This is a genomic window from Sphaerisporangium melleum, from assembly GCF_014646695.1.
In the GTDB taxonomy this organism is placed as follows: Bacteria; Actinomycetota; Actinomycetes; order Streptosporangiales; family Streptosporangiaceae; genus Sphaerisporangium; species Sphaerisporangium melleum.
In genome coordinates this window covers 42,020-63,330 of the sequence record NZ_BMNT01000021.1, presented here as the reverse complement: position 1 = coordinate 63,330, position 21,311 = coordinate 42,020, and the positions used below count along the sequence as shown (strand labels likewise).

At 71.4% G+C, this 21,311-nt stretch carries 19 protein-coding genes and 1 riboswitch; of the genes, 11 read left to right on the top strand and 8 right to left on the bottom strand.

All coding sequences use genetic code 11. The features are described 5' to 3' along the window. Positions 1 to 13 precede the first annotated feature (13 nt). A complete protein-coding gene (locus IEY93_RS19485) occupies positions 14 to 1,225 on the bottom strand; it encodes a DUF6716 putative glycosyltransferase (RefSeq protein WP_189164518.1) in 1,212 nt (403 codons plus the stop codon). Next, positions 1,222 to 2,253 carry a hypothetical protein gene (locus tag IEY93_RS19480; RefSeq protein ID WP_189164517.1) on the bottom strand — a complete coding sequence of 344 codons (1,032 nt, stop codon included), beginning with the start codon at positions 2,251 to 2,253 and terminating at the stop codon, positions 1,222 to 1,224. Before IEY93_RS19480 ends, IEY93_RS19485 begins: the two co-directional genes overlap by 4 nt. Before the next feature lie 438 nt (positions 2,254 to 2,691). Continuing rightward, a riboswitch (cyclic di-AMP (ydaO/yuaA leader) is annotated at positions 2,692 to 2,845 on the top strand. A gap of 5 nt (positions 2,846 to 2,850) precedes the next feature. Between IEY93_RS19480 and IEY93_RS19475 the strand changes: the two genes are divergently transcribed. The 7 genes from IEY93_RS19475 (at position 2,851) to IEY93_RS19445 (ending at position 11,373) form a co-directional block, all read left to right on the top strand. Continuing rightward, on the top strand, positions 2,851 to 3,555 hold the full coding sequence (locus IEY93_RS19475) for a CHAP domain-containing protein (RefSeq protein ID WP_229691278.1): 705 nt from the start codon (positions 2,851 to 2,853) through the stop codon (positions 3,553 to 3,555). Between the two features lie 488 nt (positions 3,556 to 4,043). Next, positions 4,044 to 5,375 carry an ABC transporter substrate-binding protein gene (locus IEY93_RS19470; protein ID WP_229691277.1) on the top strand — a complete coding sequence of 444 codons (1,332 nt, stop codon included), beginning with the start codon at positions 4,044 to 4,046 and terminating at the stop codon, positions 5,373 to 5,375. A 240-nt stretch (positions 5,376 to 5,615) separates the two neighbouring features. Continuing rightward, positions 5,616 to 6,596, top strand: a complete 981-nt coding sequence (locus tag IEY93_RS19465; RefSeq protein WP_189164515.1) for a carbohydrate ABC transporter permease — start codon at positions 5,616 to 5,618, stop codon at positions 6,594 to 6,596. Then, a complete protein-coding gene (locus IEY93_RS19460) occupies positions 6,593 to 7,477 on the top strand; it encodes a carbohydrate ABC transporter permease (protein WP_307837603.1) in 885 nt (294 codons plus the stop codon). The genes IEY93_RS19465 and IEY93_RS19460 overlap by 4 nt, the downstream gene beginning before the upstream one ends. After that, positions 7,474 to 8,907, top strand: coding sequence for a GH1 family beta-glucosidase (locus tag IEY93_RS19455; protein WP_189164514.1), 1,434 nt, complete (start codon positions 7,474 to 7,476; stop codon positions 8,905 to 8,907). The genes IEY93_RS19460 and IEY93_RS19455 overlap by 4 nt, the downstream gene beginning before the upstream one ends. Positions 8,908 to 8,936: 29 nt before the next feature. Continuing rightward, positions 8,937 to 9,959, top strand: a complete 1,023-nt coding sequence (locus IEY93_RS19450; RefSeq protein WP_189164513.1) for a LacI family DNA-binding transcriptional regulator — start codon at positions 8,937 to 8,939, stop codon at positions 9,957 to 9,959. 94 nt (positions 9,960 to 10,053) lie between these two features. Then, on the top strand, positions 10,054 to 11,373 hold the full coding sequence (locus IEY93_RS19445; RefSeq protein WP_189164512.1) for a GH1 family beta-glucosidase: 1,320 nt from the start codon (positions 10,054 to 10,056) through the stop codon (positions 11,371 to 11,373). Between the two features lie 108 nt (positions 11,374 to 11,481). Here IEY93_RS19445 and IEY93_RS19440 read toward each other — a convergent pair whose 3' ends face one another. Continuing rightward, complete coding sequence (locus IEY93_RS19440) at positions 11,482 to 12,225, bottom strand: SDR family oxidoreductase (RefSeq protein ID WP_229691276.1); 744 nt, start codon at positions 12,223 to 12,225, stop codon at positions 11,482 to 11,484. Between the two features lie 322 nt (positions 12,226 to 12,547). Then, positions 12,548 to 12,976: a cupin domain-containing protein gene (locus tag IEY93_RS19435; protein ID WP_229691275.1), complete on the bottom strand. Its 429-nt coding sequence runs from the start codon at positions 12,974 to 12,976 to the stop codon at positions 12,548 to 12,550. A 496-nt stretch (positions 12,977 to 13,472) separates the two neighbouring features. Between IEY93_RS19435 and IEY93_RS19430 the strand changes: the two genes are divergently transcribed. Then, positions 13,473 to 14,366, top strand: a complete 894-nt coding sequence (locus IEY93_RS19430) for an aldose 1-epimerase family protein (RefSeq protein ID WP_189164510.1) — start codon at positions 13,473 to 13,475, stop codon at positions 14,364 to 14,366. A gap of 57 nt (positions 14,367 to 14,423) precedes the next feature. Beyond that, positions 14,424 to 15,422: a phosphotransferase family protein gene (locus IEY93_RS19425; RefSeq protein WP_189164509.1), complete on the top strand. Its 999-nt coding sequence runs from the start codon at positions 14,424 to 14,426 to the stop codon at positions 15,420 to 15,422. Between the two features lie 213 nt (positions 15,423 to 15,635). Here the strand turns inward: IEY93_RS19425 and IEY93_RS19420 are convergent, their stop codons facing one another. Continuing rightward, entirely contained in the window at positions 15,636 to 16,205 is a 570-nt protein-coding gene (locus tag IEY93_RS19420; RefSeq protein WP_189164508.1) for a hypothetical protein, read from the bottom strand. Positions 16,206 to 16,326: 121 nt separating this feature from the next. Between IEY93_RS19420 and IEY93_RS19415 the strand changes: the two genes are divergently transcribed. Continuing rightward, positions 16,327 to 17,556, top strand: a complete 1,230-nt coding sequence (locus IEY93_RS19415; RefSeq protein ID WP_189164507.1) for an FAD-dependent oxidoreductase — start codon at positions 16,327 to 16,329, stop codon at positions 17,554 to 17,556. A 66-nt stretch (positions 17,557 to 17,622) separates the two neighbouring features. Beyond that, positions 17,623 to 18,963: a class II 3-deoxy-7-phosphoheptulonate synthase gene (locus IEY93_RS19410; protein ID WP_189164506.1), complete on the top strand. Its 1,341-nt coding sequence runs from the start codon at positions 17,623 to 17,625 to the stop codon at positions 18,961 to 18,963. Positions 18,964 to 19,075: 112 nt separating this feature from the next. Here the strand turns inward: IEY93_RS19410 and trxA are convergent, their stop codons facing one another. The 3 genes from trxA to IEY93_RS38325 form a co-directional block, all read right to left on the bottom strand. Next, positions 19,076 to 19,459, bottom strand: a complete 384-nt coding sequence (gene trxA, locus IEY93_RS19405) for a thioredoxin (protein WP_308425757.1) — start codon at positions 19,457 to 19,459, stop codon at positions 19,076 to 19,078. A 250-nt stretch (positions 19,460 to 19,709) separates the two neighbouring features. Next, the gene (locus IEY93_RS19400) at positions 19,710 to 20,093 is read right to left on the bottom strand and encodes a DUF8711 family protein (protein WP_189164504.1); all 384 of its coding nucleotides are present in this window, start codon (positions 20,091 to 20,093) and stop codon (positions 19,710 to 19,712) included. A 315-nt stretch (positions 20,094 to 20,408) separates the two neighbouring features. Further along, on the bottom strand, positions 20,409 to 21,311 hold a 903-nt coding region (locus tag IEY93_RS38325; RefSeq protein WP_229691274.1), incomplete at its 5' end, for an ExeM/NucH family extracellular endonuclease.

Below are 21,311 nucleotides of genomic sequence, written 5' to 3'. Positions count from 1 at the left end.
TTTCACGGCCGGCTCAGCCCAGGGCCTTCAGGTAACGGCGGACACGGCGGCTCGCGCGGTAGCCCGCGCGCAGCACGTTCGGCGGGACCTCCACGCGCAGCCGGGCCTTGCGCCGGGCGGCGGCGTGCTCGGGCCCGTCGAGCAGGGAGCGCACCGGGGCGAGCGTGCCCGCGCGTGCCTGGGCGACGAGCGCGTCCAGCTTGGCGACCCAGTCACCTGTGGCCGGGTCGTGGAAGTAGTTGGCCTCGCACCAGGCGGCCGTGGGCCGGCGCAGGTCGCCGCGGGCCAGGTCGTCCAGGGTGCCCAGGCAGCCGCTGTCCTCGAAGACCAGATTGATCATCTCGGCGCTGACCCCGAAGTCCGACAGCACCAGCAGCGGGACCCGCCCCGCGATGGCCTCCAGTGCCGCGGTGGAGCTGACCGTGACGAACCCGGCCGCGGCCGCCAGGTGCTCGCGCATCGGCCCGGCCGCGAAACGGACGGCGTCCGGGCGCACCTGGCCGGACTCGGCCAGCGCCCGCCACAGGCGCTCGTAGTGGTAGCGCTCGTTGTGGGTCTGCCGCTCGTTCTCCAGGGCGCGCAGTTTGACCACGACGTCCAGGCCGGGACGGCTCTCGGCCAGCCGGGCGAGGGCGAGCAGGATGCTCTCCCTGTCGTCGCGCCGCTTGGGCACCTTGGCCTGGGTGGCGAACACCAGGCGGTTCCCGGTCCCGCCGAAGGCGTCCAGATGGTCGAGGTAGGGCAGGCGGGCCAGGGCCATCGCGCCGGACGCGCCGAGCTCCTTGCCGATGCGGCCGAACTCCTCGACCTCCCTGCCGCTGTGCACGACGAACAGGTCGCAACCGCCCCGGTACAGCCAGGCCTTCTCGGTGGCGGGGATGGAGATGCCGGGCAGTCCGGACACCAGGACCGGGCGGGGGCGCAGGCCTTCGAGCACCCCGCCGGCCAGCACGTCGACCACCGGTCCGGTGCAGGCCAGCAGGATGGCGTCCGGCCGGTCGCGCTCGGCCATCCGGCGCAGCGCCCGCGCGGCGACCACGGCGGGCGGCTCGCCCGCGCCGGCCCGGGTGCCGCTCACGGCGGCGGCGATCTGGGCCTGCGAGGGGACGATCGGCGTGCGCACGACCGTCAGCGTCGAGGTCCAGCCGGCCGGAAGCTGGTCGAGCAGACCCGCCGCCCACTTCAGATAGGAGTCCGAATCGGCGACGGCGAGAACCCGGCTCAAGGAGTAGCCCTTTCGTGCGCGAACATCTGCAGGTGCGATCGGAGCGAGACCGACGCGGAGGGAGTCCACCAGTCATCGGGCACGTCCACGGTCTCGACGGGCACCCCGCGCGCCGCCAGCAGGACCCGCAGCGAGGTGACGGCCGTGGACGGCAGACTGAGGACGCGCTGCCCGGGGCGCAGGTCGCGCAGGGTCATCTCGACCGGGACCCCGGCGTCGTACACGGTGACCCCGGGATGGCCGCGTACCGCGGCGAGGTCGCCGGGGTCCTCCCTGCGGTGCGGGTAGTAGGCCAGCGGCCCTTCCAGGGCGAACAGCCAGTCGAGGTAGCGGTCGCGGTGGATCAGCCCGTTGCGCACCAGCGAGGTGCCGAGGACCACGGTGTTCTCCGGCGGCCGGGGATGGGTGGCCACCGGCTGCGAGCGCAGCCAGGGGAAGTCGTGGGTGACCAGTTCGGCGCCGAGGCCGCGCACCGCTTCGGCCAGGCCCGCGGGCACGGGCAGCGCGGTGAAGATCGTCAGGCGGCCGGCCCTGGCGGCGGCCCGCAGGCGGATGCCCGTCGCGATGCCGAGCGCGCGGCGGGACGAGGCGGCCTTGGCGCGGGCGCGCAGCAGGGGTGCGCCGAAGCCCGCGGCCAGCAGCTCGAGCAGGCGGATCGTGGCCAGCCCGTCGTCGACCACGACCATGCGGGAGGGGAAGGCGGTCAGCGAGGTGAGCTGCACGCGCCCGGAGAAGGCGTCGCCGAGCACCCAGGTATCGCGCCGGCCGGGCCGGGGCAACCGGTCGTCGGCGGTCTCGATGTCCAGCCCTTCGGGAAGGTCGAGCGCGCCGAGCTCGGCGCGGGTGACGCGCAGGCCGGGCAGCCTGCCGCGGGTCACCACGCGGACCCGCGGCCCGGTCAGACCGGCGTGGCGCGCCTCGACGGCGCAGAGCAACTGGAGAGGAGACTCCACCCAGGCGACGGCCGACCCCTGCTCCCGTACGCGGTTTCGACCGTTGCTCTCCACGCCGGGCATTGACACGTTCACGACGCATGCAACCTAGCCCGGCGACGCTACGGGCGGGGGAACGGGCGATGAACGGCGGCCGACGACGGCCGGGCCGTCGCGCACCAACGGTCACAGCGGTCCCACTTGACACGGGCGGCCGGACCGGCCACGAATGACACTCGCGCCTCGCCGGTCACAGAAGGCACGCGATGACGTGGCGGCGAGCGGAAGCCGGTACCGTACCCGCGTCGGCGCAGGTCAATCCCTCGCGCTCCCCGTTGGCGGTCTCCGCCGCGCAAGGCTTTGCCGTCGCGGGCCCTGAAGCGCTGGGGGATTTGTCCTACTTGCATGATGTTTGTCCGATGTATTACTCTCTGAGGAATTCGATACGGGAGGCGCCCAGTCCGGGGCGAGCCCGCATCGACCGAGATTGCACCAGCGCGCGCGGTTCGCAGTGGAGAGACCCTCTCCCGCCGTCACGCGCTGCCGCCGAGTCCGCGTCGCACGCGGAGCCGGGGACCCACCTCTCCTTGGGGTGAATCCGGCGTGCCCGCCCACGGGCCCGCCGGTAGGGCGAACCTTCACGCCCGAACCCGTCAGCTAACCCGGTAGGCGGCCGACAGAAGGAGTTTCGGCTTGTCTCTGTTCGCAATGTCCGTGACACGGCTGCTCGATGCCCCGAAGACCCGGCTGAAGGCGCTCGCCTTCGGCGGCCTCGTACTCGCACAGGTCGTCACCGGCACCGTACTCGCCACGCAGTCGGCCCAGGCGGCCGAGGTCGCGCCCAAGGACAACGTGGTCGGCGTCGCGCGCAACGAGGCCGCCGCCGCACGGCTCCCGGCCCGGCACATCTCGGCCCAGCAACTGATCGCCCTGGCGGTGAAGCAGGTCGGCATCACCGAGAACGGCACGGGCGGCGGAACCAAGTTCCACTCCTGGTACATGAGCATCCCGCGCGCGCGAGAGACGGTGGCACGCGACACCGGCTCGATCGCCGGGTACGCCAACGCCTCCTGGTGCGACATGTTCGTCTCCTGGGTCGGCGCGCAGCTCGGCATGCAGGAGACCGTCGGCGAGGACGCCTACACCGTCGAGCACGCCAAGTGGTTCGCGGCGCGCGACCGCTGGGGCACCACGCCCAAGCCCGGCGCGGTGGTGTTCTTCTCCTTCAACGGCGGCAAGAGCATCGACAGCATCGAGCACGTCGGGTTCGTCATCAAGGACAACGGCGACGGCACCATCAAGACCGTCGAGGGCAACACCTCCGGCGGCAAGGTGGAGATCCGCACCCGGCCGGCCGCGCAGGTCGTCGGCTACGGCTACCCGGACTTCGCCGCCTGACCGACCACGCCGGCGGCGCGGACCTCTCCGCCGCCGGCCCCGCTCCCTCCGTGCCGCACGCCCGATCGACTCCATCGGCGTGCGGCGCCTTCATGTCCGGAGCACCCTCGCGGCGGAAGCGGCCGCCGGCGCGTCGCGGGCGCGCCGGGGCGCTCACTACGATGGCGCATGGATGATTTGCGCCCGACTGCACCACTAGGGGTGGGAGCGCTCCCAATGCTGCAAAAGGGGGTTATGAGGGCGCTTCACCGGTTTTCCGATACCTAATCGCCACAGGAGTAACAGTTAGGTTTCGGCATATTGACGCCAGCGTTGCCCGTCGGGGACCCTTCGTGGGAGCGCTCCCAAATCTCGCTCGCAGGCTCATCCCCGCGAGATCACGACTTGAGGGATCCAGCAGATCGTGGGCCCGACTGTCGGGGCCGGCCCTCGATACACCTCCCAATGATCGGGCAACCACCTGAGAGGGGTCCGGAATGATGAACAATATGCGCCGCGGCAAGATGCTCGCGGTCGCATCGGTGATGACGGCCGCACTCGGTATCACCACCGCCTGCTCCTCCGGCGACACCGGCAGCGGCGCGAGCGGCTCGTCCTCGGCGGCGGCCGAGAAGATCACCCTTACGCTGCAGACCTTCGGTGGCGGCACCAACTTCGGCTACAAGGCCGCGGTGGAGAAGTGGAACACCGAGCACCCCAACGTCCAGGTCAAGTACAACAACCTGACCGACAGCTTCGAGAACGTCTACTGGCCGCAGATGCTGCAGTGGCTGCAGTCGGGCACCGGCGCCGGTGACGTCGTCGGCATCGACGAGGGCGGCATGGGTCTGGCCAAGGCCCGTCCCCAGTTCTTCACCGACCTCGGCGAGTACGGCCTGCAGAGCCGCCAGGCCGACTTCCCCGCGTGGAAGTGGGAGAACGGCGTCAACTCCGAGGGCAAGCTGTTCGCCCTCGGCACCGACGTCGGCGGCATGAGCATCTGCTACCGCACCGACCTGTTCAAGAAGGCCGGCCTGCCCACCGACCGCGACGAGGTCGGCAAGCTCTGGAGCGGCGGCTGGGAGGACTTCATCAAGGCCGGCCAGCAGTTCCAGGGCAAGGTCAAGGACGCGAAGTTCATCGACAGCATCAACACCATCTACAACGTGGTGCTGTCGCAGGAGGCCGCCAAGAACGGCAACGTCACCTACTTCGACAAGAACCAGCAGCTCATCGTGGACAAGAACCCGGCCGTCAAGACCGCGTTCGACCTGGCCACCAAGATGAGCGGCAGCGGCCTGACCGCCAAGCTGCAGAACTTCACCGACGGCTGGAACACCGGCTTCGTCAAGTCGCAGTTCGCGACCCTGGGCTGCCCGGGCTGGATGCTGGGCGTGGTCTCCGGCACCGCCGGTGACGAGTTCAAGGGCAAGTGGGACGTCGCGACGGTCCCCGGCGGCGGCGGCAACTGGGGCGGCTCCTGGCTCGCGGTGCCCAAGCAGTCCAAGCACCCCAAGGAGGCCGCCGAGCTGGCCAGCTACCTGACCAGCCCCGAGGCCCAGCTGCTGGCGTTCAAGGAGGGTGGCAACCTGCCCAGCACCATCCCGGCGCAGGACAACCCCGAGCTGCAGAGCGCGACCAACGAGTACTTCAACAACGCGCCCATCGGCAAGATCTTCGGTCCGTCCATCAAGTCGCTGCAGCCGATCTTCCTCGGTGAAAAGCACGCGCAGGTCAAGCGCGAGGTGGAGCAGGTGCTGAACGGCACGGAGCAGGGTTCGGTGCCGGCCGACCAGGCATGGCAGAAGTTCGTCGAGGCGGGTCAGAAGGCGGCGGGCTGACCGTCCCGCCCGTCACCGGCTCGCCGGGGCACACCCCGGCGGGCCGGTGACCTGCCGTAGCGAGCGGTGTGGCGGCGGAACCCGCCGCCCCCGCTCCGCGCAGGCCCTCTTCCAGCACCGATGACGAGCTTGGTTCATCGCTTGGTAGCGGGCACAGCATCGACCGTTACCGACGAAAGAAGGAGAATGGGGTCCTCGTCCCGCGGCCGCCCGCCGCATGGGGAGATCCCGGAATTTCCGATGAGCGTCAACCTCCACACACAGCGGGCGGATCCGGCGCCACCGCCGCCACGGCCGGGACGCCACCAGTCCCGCTCCCGCCGCCGCTTCTGGTCGCAGTTGGACCTCAAGGCGGCCCCGTACTTCCTGATCTCCCCGTACTTCCTGCTTTTCGCGATCTTCGGCCTGTTCCCGCTGATCTTCACCTTCTGGGTCTCCCTCCAGGACTACGGCCTCGCCGGCGGCGACGCCTCGTTCACCGGGCTGGAGAACTACTCCAAGCTGCTGGCGGACTCCGACTTCTGGAACGCCGTCGTCAACACCGTCGGCATCTTCATCCTCGCCACGGTCCCGCAGCTCGTCCTCGCGCTCATGCTCGCCAACGCGCTGAACAAGCGCCTGCGCGGCCGGCTGTTCTTCCGGCTGGGCGTCCTGGTGCCGCTGGTCACCTCGGTGGTCGCCGTCGCCATCGTCTTCACCCAGCTCTACGGCCGCGACTTCGGCCTGATCAACTGGCTGCTCGAATTCGTGGGCGTCGAGCAGCACATCGACTGGCAGAGCGCCAAGTGGTCCTCCTGGATCGCGATCGCGACCATGGTCGACTGGCGCTGGACCGGCTACAACGCGATCATCTACCTCGCCGGCATGCAGACCATCCCCAAGGACCTCTACGAGGCCGCCTCGATCGACGGCGCCTCGCCGCGCCGCCAGTTCTGGCAGATCACCCTGCCGATGATCCGGCCGACGATCATCTTCACCGTCTTCGTCTCGACGATCGGCGGTCTCACGCTGTTCGCCGAGCCGGTGATGTTCGCCAGCAACCGCATGGACGGCGGCGCCACCGGCCAGTTCCAGACGATCGCCATGTACATCGTCGAGCAGGCGTTCCGCAACTTCGACTACGGCTACGCCGCCGCCGCGGCCTGGCTGCTGTTCGTCCTGATCCTGCTGGGCGTCGGCATCAACTACCTGTTCATCCGGCGGATCGGAGGCGCCAAGTGACCGCGATCACGCAGGCCGGGCCCGCGCGGCGGAGCGGAGCGCGCAGCAAACGGGATCCGTTCCGCGCGACCCCGCTGACCAAGGTCGCGCTCGGCTTCACCGTTCTGCTGTCCATCTTCCCCATCTACTGGATGGTCATCATCGCCTCGCGGACCAACCGCGACGCGGTCGACGTGCCGCCCCCGCTGCTGCCCGGCGGGAACCTCGGGGAGAACGTCCAGCGGGTGCTCAACACCGAGGACGCGCACTTCATCACCGGTCTGGTGAACTCGCTGATCGTCACCTCGACGGTGACGTTCTCCGTCGTGATCATCTCGACCTTCGCGGGCTTCGCCTTCGCCCGTCTCCACTTCCGCGGCCGCAACCTGCTGCTCGGCTCGATCCTCATCACGATGATGGTGCCGCTGCAGCAGATGGGCATCGTCCCGCTCTACCAGCTGATGGTGAGTCTCGGCTGGGTCGGGACGCTGAAGGCCGTCATCCTGCCCTACCTGCTCAACGGTTTCGGTGTGTTCATGATGACGCAGTACACCGACCAGGCCGTGCCCGATGAGCTGGTCGAGGCGGCGCGGGTGGACGGCGCGTCCACCATGCGCATCTGGTGGAACGTGATCCTGCCCGCCGTACGGCCCGGCATGGCCGTCCTGGCGTTGCAGACGTTCATGCTGAACTGGAACGAGTTCATGTGGCCGCTCATCGTCCTGAGCCCGGAGAACCCCACGGTCCAGGTGTCGATCAGCTTCCTCACCGCGGCACACAGCACGGACTACGTCCTGATCTTCACCGGAACTGCCCTCTCCGTACTACCGCTCGTTATCGTTTTCGTCGCGTTCGGCCGGCAGATCGTCGGCGGACTCATGGAAGGTGCGGTCAAAGCGTGACCACGCAGGAGACTCAACCCCAGACCGACATCCCCGCCCTGGCGTTCCCCACCGGCTTCGTCTGGGGAGCGGCCACCTCGGCGTACCAGATCGAAGGCGCGACCGGCGCGGACGGGCGCGGGACCTCGATCTGGGACACGTTCGTCCGGCAGCCTGGACGCGTGCTCAACGGCGACGACGCGGACGTGGCCATCGACCACTACCGGCGCTACCGTGACGACGTGGCCGTCATGGCCGACCTCGGCCTGACCGCCTACCGGTTCTCGGTGTCCTGGCCGAGGATCATGCCCCAGGGAGCGGGCGAGGTGAACCAGGCCGGCCTGGACTTCTACCGCCGCCTGGTCGACGAGCTGCTGGCCAACGGCATCGAGCCCTGGCTGACCCTGTACCACTGGGACCTGCCCCAGGCGCTCGAGGACCTCGGCGGGTGGCCCGCACGCGACACGTCGAAGCGCTTCGCCGACTTCGCCGCCTGCGTCCACCAGGCCCTCGGCGACCGTGTGAAGAACTGGAGCACGGTCAACGAGCCGTGGTGCGCCGCCTTCCTCGGCTACTCCTCCGGCGAGCACGCCCCCGGCCGGCGGGAGCCGGCGGCCTCGATCAGGGCCGCCCACCACCTCAACCTGGCGCACGGCCTGGCCGTCCAGGCGCTGCGCGCGCAGGACGCCGACGCCCGTATCTGCGGGTCGGTCAACCTGTACGCGATCAGCCCTGCCAGCGAAGACGCGGCCGACCTGGACGCCGCCCGGCGCATCGACGGACTGCAGAACCGGTTCTTCCTGGACGCGCTGCTGAAGGGCTCCTACCCGCAGGACGTCCTGGAGGACCTCAGCGCGGTCGCCCCCATCGACTTCGTCCAGGACGGCGACATGGAGATCATCTCCACGCCGTTCGACACCCTGATGGTGAACTACTACAGCCGCTTCACCGTCTCGGGGAAGCCGGGCGGCGCGGCATCCGCGGCGGCGGCCCCGACCGGCGCCGGGTCGCCCTGGCCCGGCAACGAGCACGTGTCCTTCGTCAACGGCGGACGGCCGGTCACCTCGATGGGCTGGGAGATCGACGACCTCGGCCTGCTGGAGGTGCTGCAGCGCGTCGCCACCGAGTACCCGAGCATCCCCCTGGTCATCTCGGAGAACGGCGCGGCGTTCGAGGACGTCGTGCTCGACGGCGCGGTGGACGACCAGGAGCGCCTGGCCTACATCGAGGCGCACCTGCGCAGCTGCCACGCGGCCATCCAGGCCGGCATCCCCCTCAAGGGGTACTTCGCCTGGTCCCTGATGGACAACTTCGAGTGGGCCTGGGGCTACGGCAAGCGGTTCGGGCTGGTGTACGTCGACTACGAGACGCAGCGCAGGACGCCGAAGTCCAGTGCCTTCTGGTACGCCGACACGATCCGCAGAGGCGGGCTCCTCGGTCCGGCAGAATAGGCCTAGCCGTCAAGGAGGGGGCAACTTTGATGAACGGGGACCGCCGCTCGGGAGCAGCGCGACCGACCCTCGAGGCCGTCGCCGCTCGCGCCGGGGTCGGCCGCGGCACGGTGTCGCGCGTGATCAACGGCTCGCCGAAGGTGAGCGAGAAGGCGCGCGAGGCGGTGCAGCAGGCGATCGACGAGCTCGGCTATGTGCCGAACCGGGCGGCGCGCACCCTGGTCACCAGACGCACCGACACGATCGCGCTGGTGGTCTCGGAATCCGAGCAGCGCATCTTCGACGAGCCGTTCTTCGCGGGCATCATCCGCGGCATCGGCTCGTCGCTGTCGGAGACCGGGCTCCAGCTCATCCTCGCGATGGCGCAGTCGAGCGACGAGCACGAGCGTCTGGAGCTCTACCTTACCGGCCAGCACGTGGACGGCGTCCTGCTGATCTCCCTGCACGGCGCCGACCCGCTGCCCGGCCGGCTGGAGGAGATGGGCGTGCCCACCGTCCTCGGCGGCCGCCCGGTGGGGTTCACGCCCTACAGCTACGTCGACATGGACAACCGGGCCGGTGCCCGGCAGGCGGTCAAGTACCTCCTCGGCCGGGGCCGCCGGCGGATCGCCACCATCGCCGGCCCGCAGGACATGGGCGTGGGCGTCGACCGTCTGGCCGGCTACCGCGACGCGCTGCTGGCCACCGGCATGCCCGAGATCGTGGCCTACGGCGACTTCAGCGAGGCCAGCGGGGTCACGGCGATGCAGCGCCTGCTCCAGCAGCACCCGACGCTGGACGCGGTGTTCACCGCCTCCGACCCGATGGCCTTCGGCGCGATGCGCGTGCTGAAGGACCACCGGAAGATCATCCCGGACGACGTCGCGGTGATCGGCTTCGACGACTCGGCGGTGGCGGCGCACACCGAGCCGCCGCTGACGAGCGTCCACCAGCCGACCGAGGACATGGGGCGCCAGATGGCGCAACTGCTGGTCTCCCGGATCAACGGCGAACGGCTGGAGCAGCCGGTCGTCATATTGGACACCCACCTGGTCGAGCGCGGCTCGGCCTGACCCCCATCCGTCGGCGGCCCGGGCACCCCTCACGGCCGGGAGCCCGGGCCGTCGCGTCGCCGCGCTCCCCCCACCTGCGCGAAGGAGAACCCCCGTGCCTGAGCAGCGTTTCCCCGACGAGTTCGTCTGGGGTGCGGCGACCTCCGCCTACCAGATCGAGGGCGCCGCCGGCGAGGACGGCCGGGGGGTGTCCGTCTGGGACACCTTCTGCGCGGTCCCCGGCAACGTCAAGGACGGCGACACCGGCGCCGTGGCCGCCGACCACTACCACCGCCACGGCGAGGACCTCGACCTGATGGCCTCCCTCGGCCTGCGCGGCTACCGCTTCTCCATCGCCTGGCCGCGGGTGCAGCCGGACGGCGCGGGCAAGCCCGAGCAGCGGGGCCTGGACTTCTACCGCCGCCTGGTCGACGGGCTGCGCGAGCGCGGCATCGCCCCCATGGCCACGCTGTTCCACTGGGATCTGCCCCAGGCCCTGCAGGACGCCGGCGGCTGGGAGAACCGCGACACCGCCGCGCGGTTCGCCGACTACGCGGCCATCGTGTTCGACGCGCTGGACATCCGCGACTGGCTCACCGTCAACGAGCCCAAGACCGTCGTGGAGTGCGGCCACCGCTGGGGCATCCACGCCCCGGGCGTGCAGGACGACGCCAAGGCGTTCGTGGTCCTGCACCACCTGCTGCTCGGCCACGGGCTGGCCGCCCAGGCGCTGCACCAGGCCCACCCCGGGCGCCGCATCGGCCCGGCGCTGAACCTGCACCCCTCCTACGCCGCCGACCCCTCCCCCGCCGCGGCGAAGATGGCCTGGCACCAGGACGGCCTGGAGAATCGCCTCTACCTGGATCCGATCTTCACCGGCGCCTATCCGGAGGACACGCTGGCGTGGATCGGCGAGCGCAGCCCGATGCCGGAACGCGTCCTGGACGGCGACCTCGCGGTGATCAGCGAGCCGATCGACGTGCTCGGCGTGCAGTACTACACGCCGCGCTTCGTGGACGGCGAGGGCAACCGGGTCCAGAAGTACCCCACGGCGCAGCTCGACTGGCTGGAGGTCTATCCCCGCGGGCTGTACGACACGCTGATGCGGCTGAAGTCGGACTATCCCGAGGTGCCGATCGTCATCACCGAGAACGGCGTGCCCGCTCCGGACGAGGTGGGGCCGGACGGCCGGGTGGCCGACCCCGGGCGGGTCGCCTTCCTGCGCGACCACCTGACGGCCGTGCGCGACGCGCTGGCCGAGGGCGTGCCCGTGGAGGGCTACTACGTGTGGTCGCTGCTGGACAACTTCGAGTGGGCCGAGGGCTACAGCGCCCGGTTCGGCATCGTGCACGTCGACTACGCCACCCAGCGCAGAACCCCCAAGGACAGCGCCCTGTGGTACCGCGACCTCATCACCACCGGCCTCCTCCCCTGAGCCCTCCTCCGGCCCGGTGATGGTCGCGGCACGCGGACCCTTCGCCTCGCCGCGCGCCCGCCCCGCGTGGGCGCTCCTGGCCGGAGCGCGCGGCGCGCAGCAGCCAATCTAGGCGCGCGGGCCGGGGGCGCCGCGGAACTCGAAGGGCGCGCTCTCGCGGCCGGGGACGACGAACCAGCACTCACCGGTGCCCTCGCTCGCGAGCAGCCGCTCGAAGGCGTCCACGACGGCCTCGACCGGCAGGACGGGGATCCCGATCTCCTCCAGCCAGGCCCTGGCGTCGCGGAGGATCGCCGTGTCGGCGTAGGACGGGCACAGGGCCTGCACCCTGACGCCGTCGGCGGCGAGCGCCGGGCCGAGCGAGCGCACCAGCCCGACGACGGCGTGCTTGGTGGCGGCGTAGATCGGATCCTCCTGGAGGCCGATGATGCCCGCCATGCTGGCGGTGGCCACGATGACGCCGCCGGTCGCCCGCAGCGCGGGCAGCGCCGCGTGCACACCGAACACGACCCCGTCGAGGTTGACCCCCATGGCGAGCCGGTAGCGCTCCAGGTTGAAGTCGTCGCCCAGGCCGCAGCCGGTGAGCACGCCCGCGTTGAGGAAGGCCACGTCCAGCCGCCCGTACCGCTCGATCGCGAGGGCGACGGCGCTCTCGCTGTCGGCGGCCCGCCGCACATCGCAGTGCGCGGCCATCCCGCCGGTCTCGGCCGCGACCCGCTCGGCCGCGGCCAGGTCGATGTCCGCGATGACCACCTTGGCGCCGCCCGCGGCGAGGCGGCGGGCGGTGGCGGCGCCGATGCCGTTCCCACCGCCCGTGATCAGGGCGACCTTGCCGGTGTGGTCTTGGCTCACGATGGCACCCTCTCGCGGACGACGGCGCCGGCCGGGCCGGCCGCCCGGTGCGGCGCGAGCGCCGGGGCCGTCTCCGGCGCGAAGATCTTCCGGCGCCCGCCCGCTCACCATACACAGCGGGCCTGCCGGATGCCGTCGTCTCCGTGCCCTCCGGCGCGGGCACGGAGACGGCGGGGCCCGGTGCGCCCCGGTCTCCGGGGCGGTCACGGCAAAGCCTTCCGAAGCCGCGCATGCGTCCCCTAGAGCCGCCGGACCCGCCCACGCGGGTACTTCGACCTGGCCGCCGCGGGACTTTGGTCCCTCCGCACGGCGAGAGGCGCCGTCAGGCGGGAGGCGGGGCGGCGCCGACGGCGTATCCGGGGATGGAGGGCCAGCGGACGGTCAGGACCACCGAGGCCTGCTCGGCGAACCAGGAGTGGTCGACCCCGCGGCCCCAGACCACGTAGTCCCCCTGCTCGGTCAGCCGCACGGTGCGGTCGGGGAACTCCACCCGGAACCTTCCGCTGATCAGCACGAGCAGGGCGGTGCGCCGCTCGCCGGTCGCCCATTCGGCGCGGCGCTCGCCCGGCGGGTGCACGCCCCACTTGATCTCGACGTCGTCGCTGTGGCGCGGGTCCGCGGGCGGCTTGAAGTGCCCGAGCAGCCAGCCCTTGTCGCCCGCCGCGTCCACCCCGGCGCGCCCGGCGTACACCGCGCCCGTCACCGGCTCCGCCGCCCGGCCGGGCACGGGATTCGTGGCAAGGTCCGTCACGAGCGGCGACGCTAGCAGGTCCGAGCCGGGGCGCGCCGGGCGTGTTCCGGCCGGGTTTCGGACGGTGTTCGTGAGGGTGGTCACAATTCGTATGGTCGGAGGTCTCCCCCCAGGGCGGATTCGCCGGTAACCTGACGTGGTCACCGAGCGTTCTGACAGCGGGCGTGACCGTCCGTGCGGGGAATTTCCGCACGCCAGACGCCGGCGGTGACACAGCGGGACTACGCGGCGCCCGGGCTCCATGCGAGTTGCGAGATGAGATCGACCTGCGGTTTCCCCGGCAGAGGCAGCCGGAGCCGAAACCCCGCAGGTGTGTCCGTATTCACTGCTTTAGTTGACTCGTCCTCCCAAACGCCCTACCTTTGGGCGCCATGGGAGCGCTCCCACTTGTCCGGCCCCACCGTCGGCCCACCGCGGAGGGACCTGGATGATGGACCGGCACCCCGTGGTGCCACCCGGATTCTTGGCGTCTGTCCGTTGATGAGAGGATTCCCCCGTGCCTCAGTACGTTCTCCGCGGTGGCGGCTATCACGCCGAGGTGACCAAGAGGGGGGCCGCACTGCGCGTGCTCAGGCACGGCGACCGTGACCTGGTGGCGAGCTGGCCGGTCGACGGTCCCGTCCCGCACTACAGCGGCACCCTGCTGGCTCCCTGGCCCAACCGCGTCGCCCGCGGCCGCTACACCTTCCACGGCGAGCCGTACGAGGTGCCGATCAACGAGCCCGACCGTGGCCACGCGCTGCACGGCCTGGTGGCCTTCGCCGACTGGGAGCTCATCGAGCCGTCCACCGCCGACGACCAGGGCGTCGCCCGGCTGGCGCACACCATCGAGCCGACCCCGGGCTACCCGTTCCGGCTGGCGCTGCAGGTGCGCTACGCCCTGAGCCCGCAGGGCCTGGCCACGACGCTCACCGCCGAGAACATCGGCGACCGCCCGGCCCCGTACGGCTGCGGTCCGCACCCGTGGCTGATCGCCGACGACGGCGCCGAGGAGGGCTGGGAGCTCGACCTGCCCGCCGGCCGCGTGCTGCGCGTCGACGAGGTGCTGATCCCGACCGGGCTGGAGCCGGTCGACGGCACCCCCTACGACTTCCGCGCGCCCCGCCCGCTCGGCGCCTACGCGATCGACGAGGCCTTCACCGGGGTGACCGCCGGTCCCGACGGGCTCGCCCGGGTGCGGCTGACCGGCGAGCGCGGCGCGGTGCAGATCTCCTGGGACGCCGCCGCCATGCCGTGGGTGCAGGTGTGCACGGGCACCGGGTTCGGCCACCGCGGCATCGCCGTGGAGCCGATGACCTGCCCGCCCGACGCGTTCAACACCGGCACCGACCTCGTCGTCCTCGACCCGGGCGGCAAGCACGAGGTCACCTGGACCATCTCCGCCGTCTGACCTCCCGCACCTCGGTCCCCCCCGACCGTCTCGACCGGACGAAGAGTGATTTGAGCGATGGAGAGCAGGACCAAGCGCAGGCTGTCGGCCGCCCAGCTCGACGCGCTGATCCGTGACGCACTCGGCAGGGGCGTGCGGTCCGCCGAGGAGCTCACCGACGGGTTCGCCAACGCGGTGTGGCGGGTGACCCTCGACGACGACCACCAGGTCGTCCTCAAGGTCGCCCCGCCGCCGGACCTCGTCCAGCTCGGCTACGAGCGCCACCTGCTGCGCACCGAGGCGCTGGTGTACCACCTGGCCGCCCCCACCGGCGTCCCGATGCCGCGGCTGCTGTACTCGCGGTTCGACGACCCCGTCCTGGGCGGCGACTATCTGATCTTCTCGGCGCTGGACGGCATCGCGTGGAACCAGGCGTCCTCGCTCACCGACGCCGACCACCGCGCGCTGCGGTACGAGGTCGGGCACCACCTGCACACGCTGCACGGCATCCCCGGCCAGGGCGTCTACGGCTACCCGTACGCCGGGCTGACCGGGGAGACCTGGCGGGACGCCTTCGTGGTGATGACGGGCGCCCTGCTGGACGACGCGGTCCGCTACGGCACCTCGCTGCCGTGCTCCCTGGTGGAGATCGCCCGCGCGATCCACGCCAACGCGCACGCGCTGGACGAGGTGACCGCGCCCAGGCTGGTGCACTTCGACATCTGGCCCGGCAACGTGTTCGTGTCCACCGCCGGGGACGGCCCGCCGCGCGTCGAGGCCCTCATCGACCACGAGCGGGCGTTCTGGGGGGACCCGCTCGCCGACTTCATCACTCCGACGATCTTCCAGGAGCTGCGCGAGGACGACCCGATGCTGGTGGGCTACCGCAAGGCGGGCGGCAGGCTCGATCTGACACCGCAGGCCCGCACGCGGGAGATGCTGTACCGGCTGTACCTCAACCTGATCCTCCTGGTGGAGGACGGGCCTCGGCAGTACCCTCCGGAGGACTACGCGCGCATCCGGGAGCCGGCCACGGCCGGGGTGACCAACTGCCTGGCCTTCCTCACGCAGCGCTGACGCACCGAGGCGGGCCCCGGCCGCCGGCACACGTTCACCGCAGGCCGCGGTGGCCGTACCGCCGCGCGCGGCGGGGACGGGCGGCGGCGGCGCGGCCGCCGCGTGCGGCAGCGGTGCTCGACGGGCCGCGAGAGACGGCGGCGGACCGGCAGCGCCGCCCAGGGACCCGGTCCCCGGACGGCGAGCCGCTCACCACTGGTGTCCGCCGGCATGTCAGACGCTCGCGTCCCGGTCGGCGCGGTGCCCGGCGACCAGCTGGTCGCCCGCGTGGGTCTCCGGGCCGCGCGTCGGAACGGTCGCCTGGCCCTCACCGTCGGCGTGCGCCCGGCGGTCGGTCTGCCGCGGGACGACCGGCCCCTCGGCTCCGCCGTCGACGCCGTCACCGTCGGGCACGTGGGCGTGCCGTCCGGCCGGCGTGGGCGTGGCAGCGCGCCCGTCCGGCGCGGTGGCGGCCGGCGCGGACGCCCGCTCGTCCTCCAGCCGGCGCTCCAGGCGCCGCTTCTCCTCCTCCAGGCGCGCGACGCGGTCGCGCGTCTCGACCCGGGCTTCGCGCAGCTTCTTGCGGCGCGCGCCGGCGCGGCGCATCCCGGCCGTGAGAACCATCAGGCCGATGAGGAAGAGCGCGGCGGTGGCCGCCCCGGCCAGGAAAAGCTCCAGCTTGCTGAGCTGGAGCGTACGGTCGAGCACCGTGACAGAAGCCGCGATGCCGCCGGTCTCGTCGTTCGCCACCGCGACCAGTGCCGCGCCGGCGAGGACGATCAAGAGCAGGCCCAGCACGATCATGTGACCTCAACTCCTAGTCGCCTCGGTGTCGCCCTTCGTGGGCACCCCCCGACTGCCCTTACCTGCCGGGGTTATTCCTCCGGGGAGCGAGGTGTGCCATAATTTCAACGGGTGATGAAAAATGCAGACAACATGTGCGATCGCCGGTGGTGGCCCCGCCGGGGCCGTGCTCGCCCTTCTCCTCGCCCGCGCGGGGGTGGAGGTGACGCTGCTGGAGAAGCACGCCGACTTCCTGCGCGACTTCCGCGGGGACACCATCCATCCCTCGACCATGCAGGTGCTCGACGAGCTCGGGCTCGCCCGCGCGCTCCTGGCGCTGCCGCACCGCAAGGCCGACCGGGTGATGGTGTGGACCGACGAGCGCGAGATCGAGGCGGCCTCCCTGCGCGGGCTGAAGAGCAGGTTCCCCTACATCACGTTCGTCCCGCAGTGGGACTTCCTCAACCTGATCACCGAGGCGGCGCGGCGCTACCCGGGGTTCCGGCTGCTGATGGAGGCCGAGGTCACCGGGCTGATCAGGGAGGGCGGCGCGGTACGCGGCCTGCGCTACCGTGACCGCGACGGCGAGCACGAGCTGCGGGCGACGCTCACCGTCGGCGCCGACGGGCGGCACTCGGACGTGCGGCGGGCGGCCGGCCTCGTCCCGGTGGAGCACGGCGCGCCCATGGACGCGCTGTGGTTCCGGCTGCCGCGCGAGCAGGACGACCCCGTCGATGCGATCCTGCGCGTGTCCGCCGGGCGGATGATGGTGGCGATCAACCGCGAGACGTACTGGCAGCTCGCCTATCTGATCCCCAAGGGTGACCACGAGCGGGTCAAGGCCGCGGGCGTCGCGTCGCTGCGCGCCGCCGTGGCCTCCCTGCTGCCCTTCCTCGCCGGCCGGACCGAGATGCTCGCGAGCATGGACGAGGTGAGCGTGCTGCGGGTCGCCGTGAACCGGCTGCGCCGCTGGCATCGGCCGGGGCTGCTGCTCATCGGGGACGCCGCCCACGCCATGTCGCCGGTGTTCGGCGTCGGCATCAATCTGGCCGTACAGGACGCGGTGGCCGCCGCCAACCTGCTCGCCGGGGCGCTGCGCGCCGGGAACGTCCCCGAGGCGCTACTGGCCAGGGTGCAGCGGCGCCGCACGCCGCCCACGGTGATCACGCAGTTCGCCCAGCGCGTGGTCCAGGCCAGGATCATCCGGCCGGCGCTGCGCGGCTCCCCCACCCCGGTCCGGCTGCCTCGCGGCATGTCCCGCCTGCCGCTGATCGGTGCGCTCGCCCGCCGCTTCATCGGTCTCGGCGTCCTGCCCGAGCACGTCCGCACGCCCGAGATCCGCGCCGGTTCGCCGACAAGGGCGCAATATTGAGAAAGCGTTTCTCACCTTGTGGACATCGACGCTGTCAACGGCGGGAAGGTGCAATAGCCTTTTAGCGTGAGCGCAGAGCCGATCAACCTCGATTCCTGGCGGGAGCTGCCCGCCGCGCAACAGCCCGAGTGGCCCGACCGCGCCGCCCTCGAGCGGGTGGTCGCCGAGCTTAAGGGGCTGCCACCACTGGTGTTCGCCGGCGAGTGCGACGAGCTGAAGGACCGGCTCGCCGCGGTGGCCCGGGGCGAGGCCTTCGTCCTGCAGGGCGGCGACTGTGCCGAGACCTTCGCGGGGGCCACCGCCGACAACGTGCGTAACAAGCTGAAGACCCTGCTGCAGATGGCCATCGTGCTCACCTACGCCGGCCGGGTGCCCGTGGTCAAGATCGGCCGGGTGGCGGGGCAGTTCGCCAAGCCCCGGTCCAAGCCGACCGAGGTCAGGGGCGGCGTCGAGCTGCCCGCCTACCGCGGCGACATGGTGAACGGCTTCGACTTCACCCCCGAGGCCCGCACGCCCGACCCGCAGCGGCTGCTGCGGGCCTACCACTCCGCCGCGGTGACGCTCAACCTCGCCCGCGCGTTCACCAAGGGCGGGTACGCCGACCTGCGTCAGGTGCACGCCTGGAACCAGGACTTCGTGGCCGAGTCGCCGGCCGGTCGCCGCTACGAGCAGCTCGCCCGCGAGATCGACCAGGCACTCGCGTTCATGCGGGCCTGCGGGGCCGATCCCGAGGAGTTCCACACCGTGGAGTTCTACTCCTCGCACGAGGCGCTGATCCTCGACTACGACCGTGCGCTGACCCGCGTCGACTCGCGCACCGGACTGCCCTACGACGTGTCGGCCCACATGGTGTGGATCGGCGAGCGCAGCCGGCAGCTCGACGGCGCGCACGTCGAGTTCTTCAGCCGCATCCGCAACCCGATCGGGGTGAAGCTCGGCCCGACCACCTCGCCGGAGGACGCCCTCGCGCTCATCGACAAGCTCAACCCGGCCAACGAGCCGGGCCGGCTGACCTTCATCACCCGCATGGGCGCCACCCGGGTGCGCGACGCGCTGCCCACCCTGGTGGAGAAGATCCAGGCGAGCGGCGCCCAGGTCGGGTGGATCTGCGACCCGATGCACGGCAACACCTTCGAGGCGCCGAGCGGCCACAAGACCCGCAGGCTGGACGACGTGCTGGACGAGGTCGCCGGCTTCTTCGAGGTGCACCACGCCCTCGGCACCCACCCCGGCGGCATCCACATCGAGTTCACCGGCGACGACGTGACCGAGTGCGTCGGCGGCGGCCACCCGATCGTGGAGGAGGATCTGGCGCTGCGCTACGAGACCGCCTGTGACCCGCGCCTGAACCGCGGCCAGTCCCTCGACCTGGCCTTCCGGGTGGCCGAGCTCTACCGCTCGAGCTGACCGGTCCGCTGCACGGAGAGAGCCGGTCCCCCGTGCGGGGACCGGCTCTCTCGCGTCTTCGCGGCGTTCACCGGCCGGGCGCGACCTGGCCCCGGGAACGCGGCGGCGGGGGTCAGGGGCGGCTGCCGTCCTCGGGACCAGCGGCGCGGCCCGCGTCGATGTCCTCGGAGATCTCCTTGCGGATGGCCTCCATGTCCAGCGCGCGCACCTGCCTGATGAGGTCCTCCAGGGCGGGCTCGGGAAGCGCGCCCGGCTGGGCGAAGACCACGATGCCGTCACGGATCGCCATGACGGTCGGGATGGAGGTGATCTCGAACCCCTCCGCCAGAGCCCGCTCGGCCTCGGTGTCGATCTTGCCGAACTTGATGTCCTGGTGCTTCTCCGACGCCTTCTCGAAGATCGGCCCGAAGGTGCGGCACGGCCCGCACCACGCCGCCCAGAAGTCGAGAAGGACGATGCCCTCGTCGGCGATGTCGTTGAAGTTATTCTCGGTCACCGCGATGGTCGCCACAGTGATGCCTCGTCTCGTCGCTCGTCGATATCCGGTCGGCATAACCATGTACCCATCCGGCGAATTCCGCACCTCGCGCCGTCCGGCGGCGGCAGGGGTCGACGAGCCGGGAAACAGGGCCGGCCACCCCCGCGACAGGGGTGACCGGTGTGGACGCGCCGCGCGGGCACGGGCCTGCGGCGGGCGATCGCGGGAATCGGGGATGAGCCCCGGCCGGCGCCGCGCCGGCAACCCGCTAGGAGCAGTTCTGCGCCAGCTTCTGGGTGGCCTCGGTGGCCTGGGTGCCGAGCTTGGTCAGCTCGGTCGCCGCGGTGGCCGGGTTGGCCGGGTCGATCTTGATGCCGCCCCAGGTCGTGGACAGCTCGGACAGCGTCGTCGCCAGGTCGCCGTCGGCCTTGCCGGACAGGTCCTTGAGCTTGGTCGCCAGGTCGGCGGTCGCGGTGTTGAAGGCCTGCAGGTTGCCGGCGCCGGCCGCGGCCTGCGTGCTGTAGTCCTGGAACGCCTTGACGGCGTCCTGGCAGACCGCCTGGGTGCTGCCGCCGCCACAGGCGGTGGTGAGCGAGACGAGGATCGCGGCCGCGGAGACGGCGAGAGCGTGGCGGCGGAGGGTGATGGACATATCGTGCCTTTCCTTGTGATCTTGTCGCTGGGGAAAAGCTAGTGGCGACGGCTTGGCGTGCGCTTACAAATCACTTGAATCCCGCATCCATCGCGAACCGGCCGCCACCCTCGCCGTTCACGACGTGGCGGCGGCTCCGCCCCGCCGTTCCACCTCGTGCCGCGGCCCGGCGCCGGGCCTCTGCCTGCGCGCGCCCGAGTGATCGCGGCGCGCACACGGCGGAGCCCCGGCCGCCAGAGGCGATGGCGGCCGGGGCTCCGCGTGCTCGCGCGGCCTACGTGGCCGCGTCCGCCGGTTCCTCGCGGGTGGGCCGCGTCAGTCCTTCTTCAGGTGCAGGCCGAAGAGCAGGGGGTCGTGGTCGGAGGAGCGGAACGCCTCCGGCGAATAGAGGGCGGGCGAGTTGAACTCGGTGTTGTAGTCCAGGAACCGGCCCTCGTCGGCGTTGATGTGCCAGATGGTCGCGCCGGTCACCCGGTCGAGCAGCTTCTTGCCGACCAGCACGTGGTCGAGCTCGCCCGACAGGCCGCCGAACACGTAGCTGTAGCGGTCCTTCTTGCCGAGGAACTTCTTGCTGACGCTGACGAGCTTGGCCGCCTCCAGGGTGTGCATCGGGTCCTCCTCGCCGTAGGCGTTGAGGTCGCCGAGCACCACCGGGTTGGCCAGCTTGAGGCCGTCGATCAGACCGAGCACGGCCTGGGCCTGGCGGACCCGCTCGGCGTTGAAGCAGCTCTGCCCGTCGCCCTGGTCGAGGTCGGCGCCGGTCGCGCCGCCACAGCCCTTGGACTTGAAGTGATTGACGATCATGGCGAAGGTGGTCCCGTCGCCGCCCTTGGCCCGCTTGAAGTTCTGGATGAGCGGCGGCCGGCGGAACACCGGGTCGGCCGAGGACTGGGCGCCGCCGACCGGAGTGAGCACCGCGGGCTTGTAGATCAGCGCCACCTGGATGGCGTCGGTGCCGGGGATCGGCGAGGTGATGCCCTGGTAGGTACCCGCGCCGACGGCCGCGTTGAGCGCGGCGACGAGCGTGTTCAGCGCGGTGGTCCCGTTGTTCTCGACCTCCATCAGGCCGGCGACGTCGGGGTTGAGGCCCTTCAGGGTGGAGACCAGCTTGGCGAGCTGGCGGTCGCGCTCCACGGCGGTGGTGGCGCCGCGCGAGCCCAGCGTGGTGAACCAGTTGAGGGTGTTCAGGCTCGCCACCCGTACGTCGCCGCCGACCTT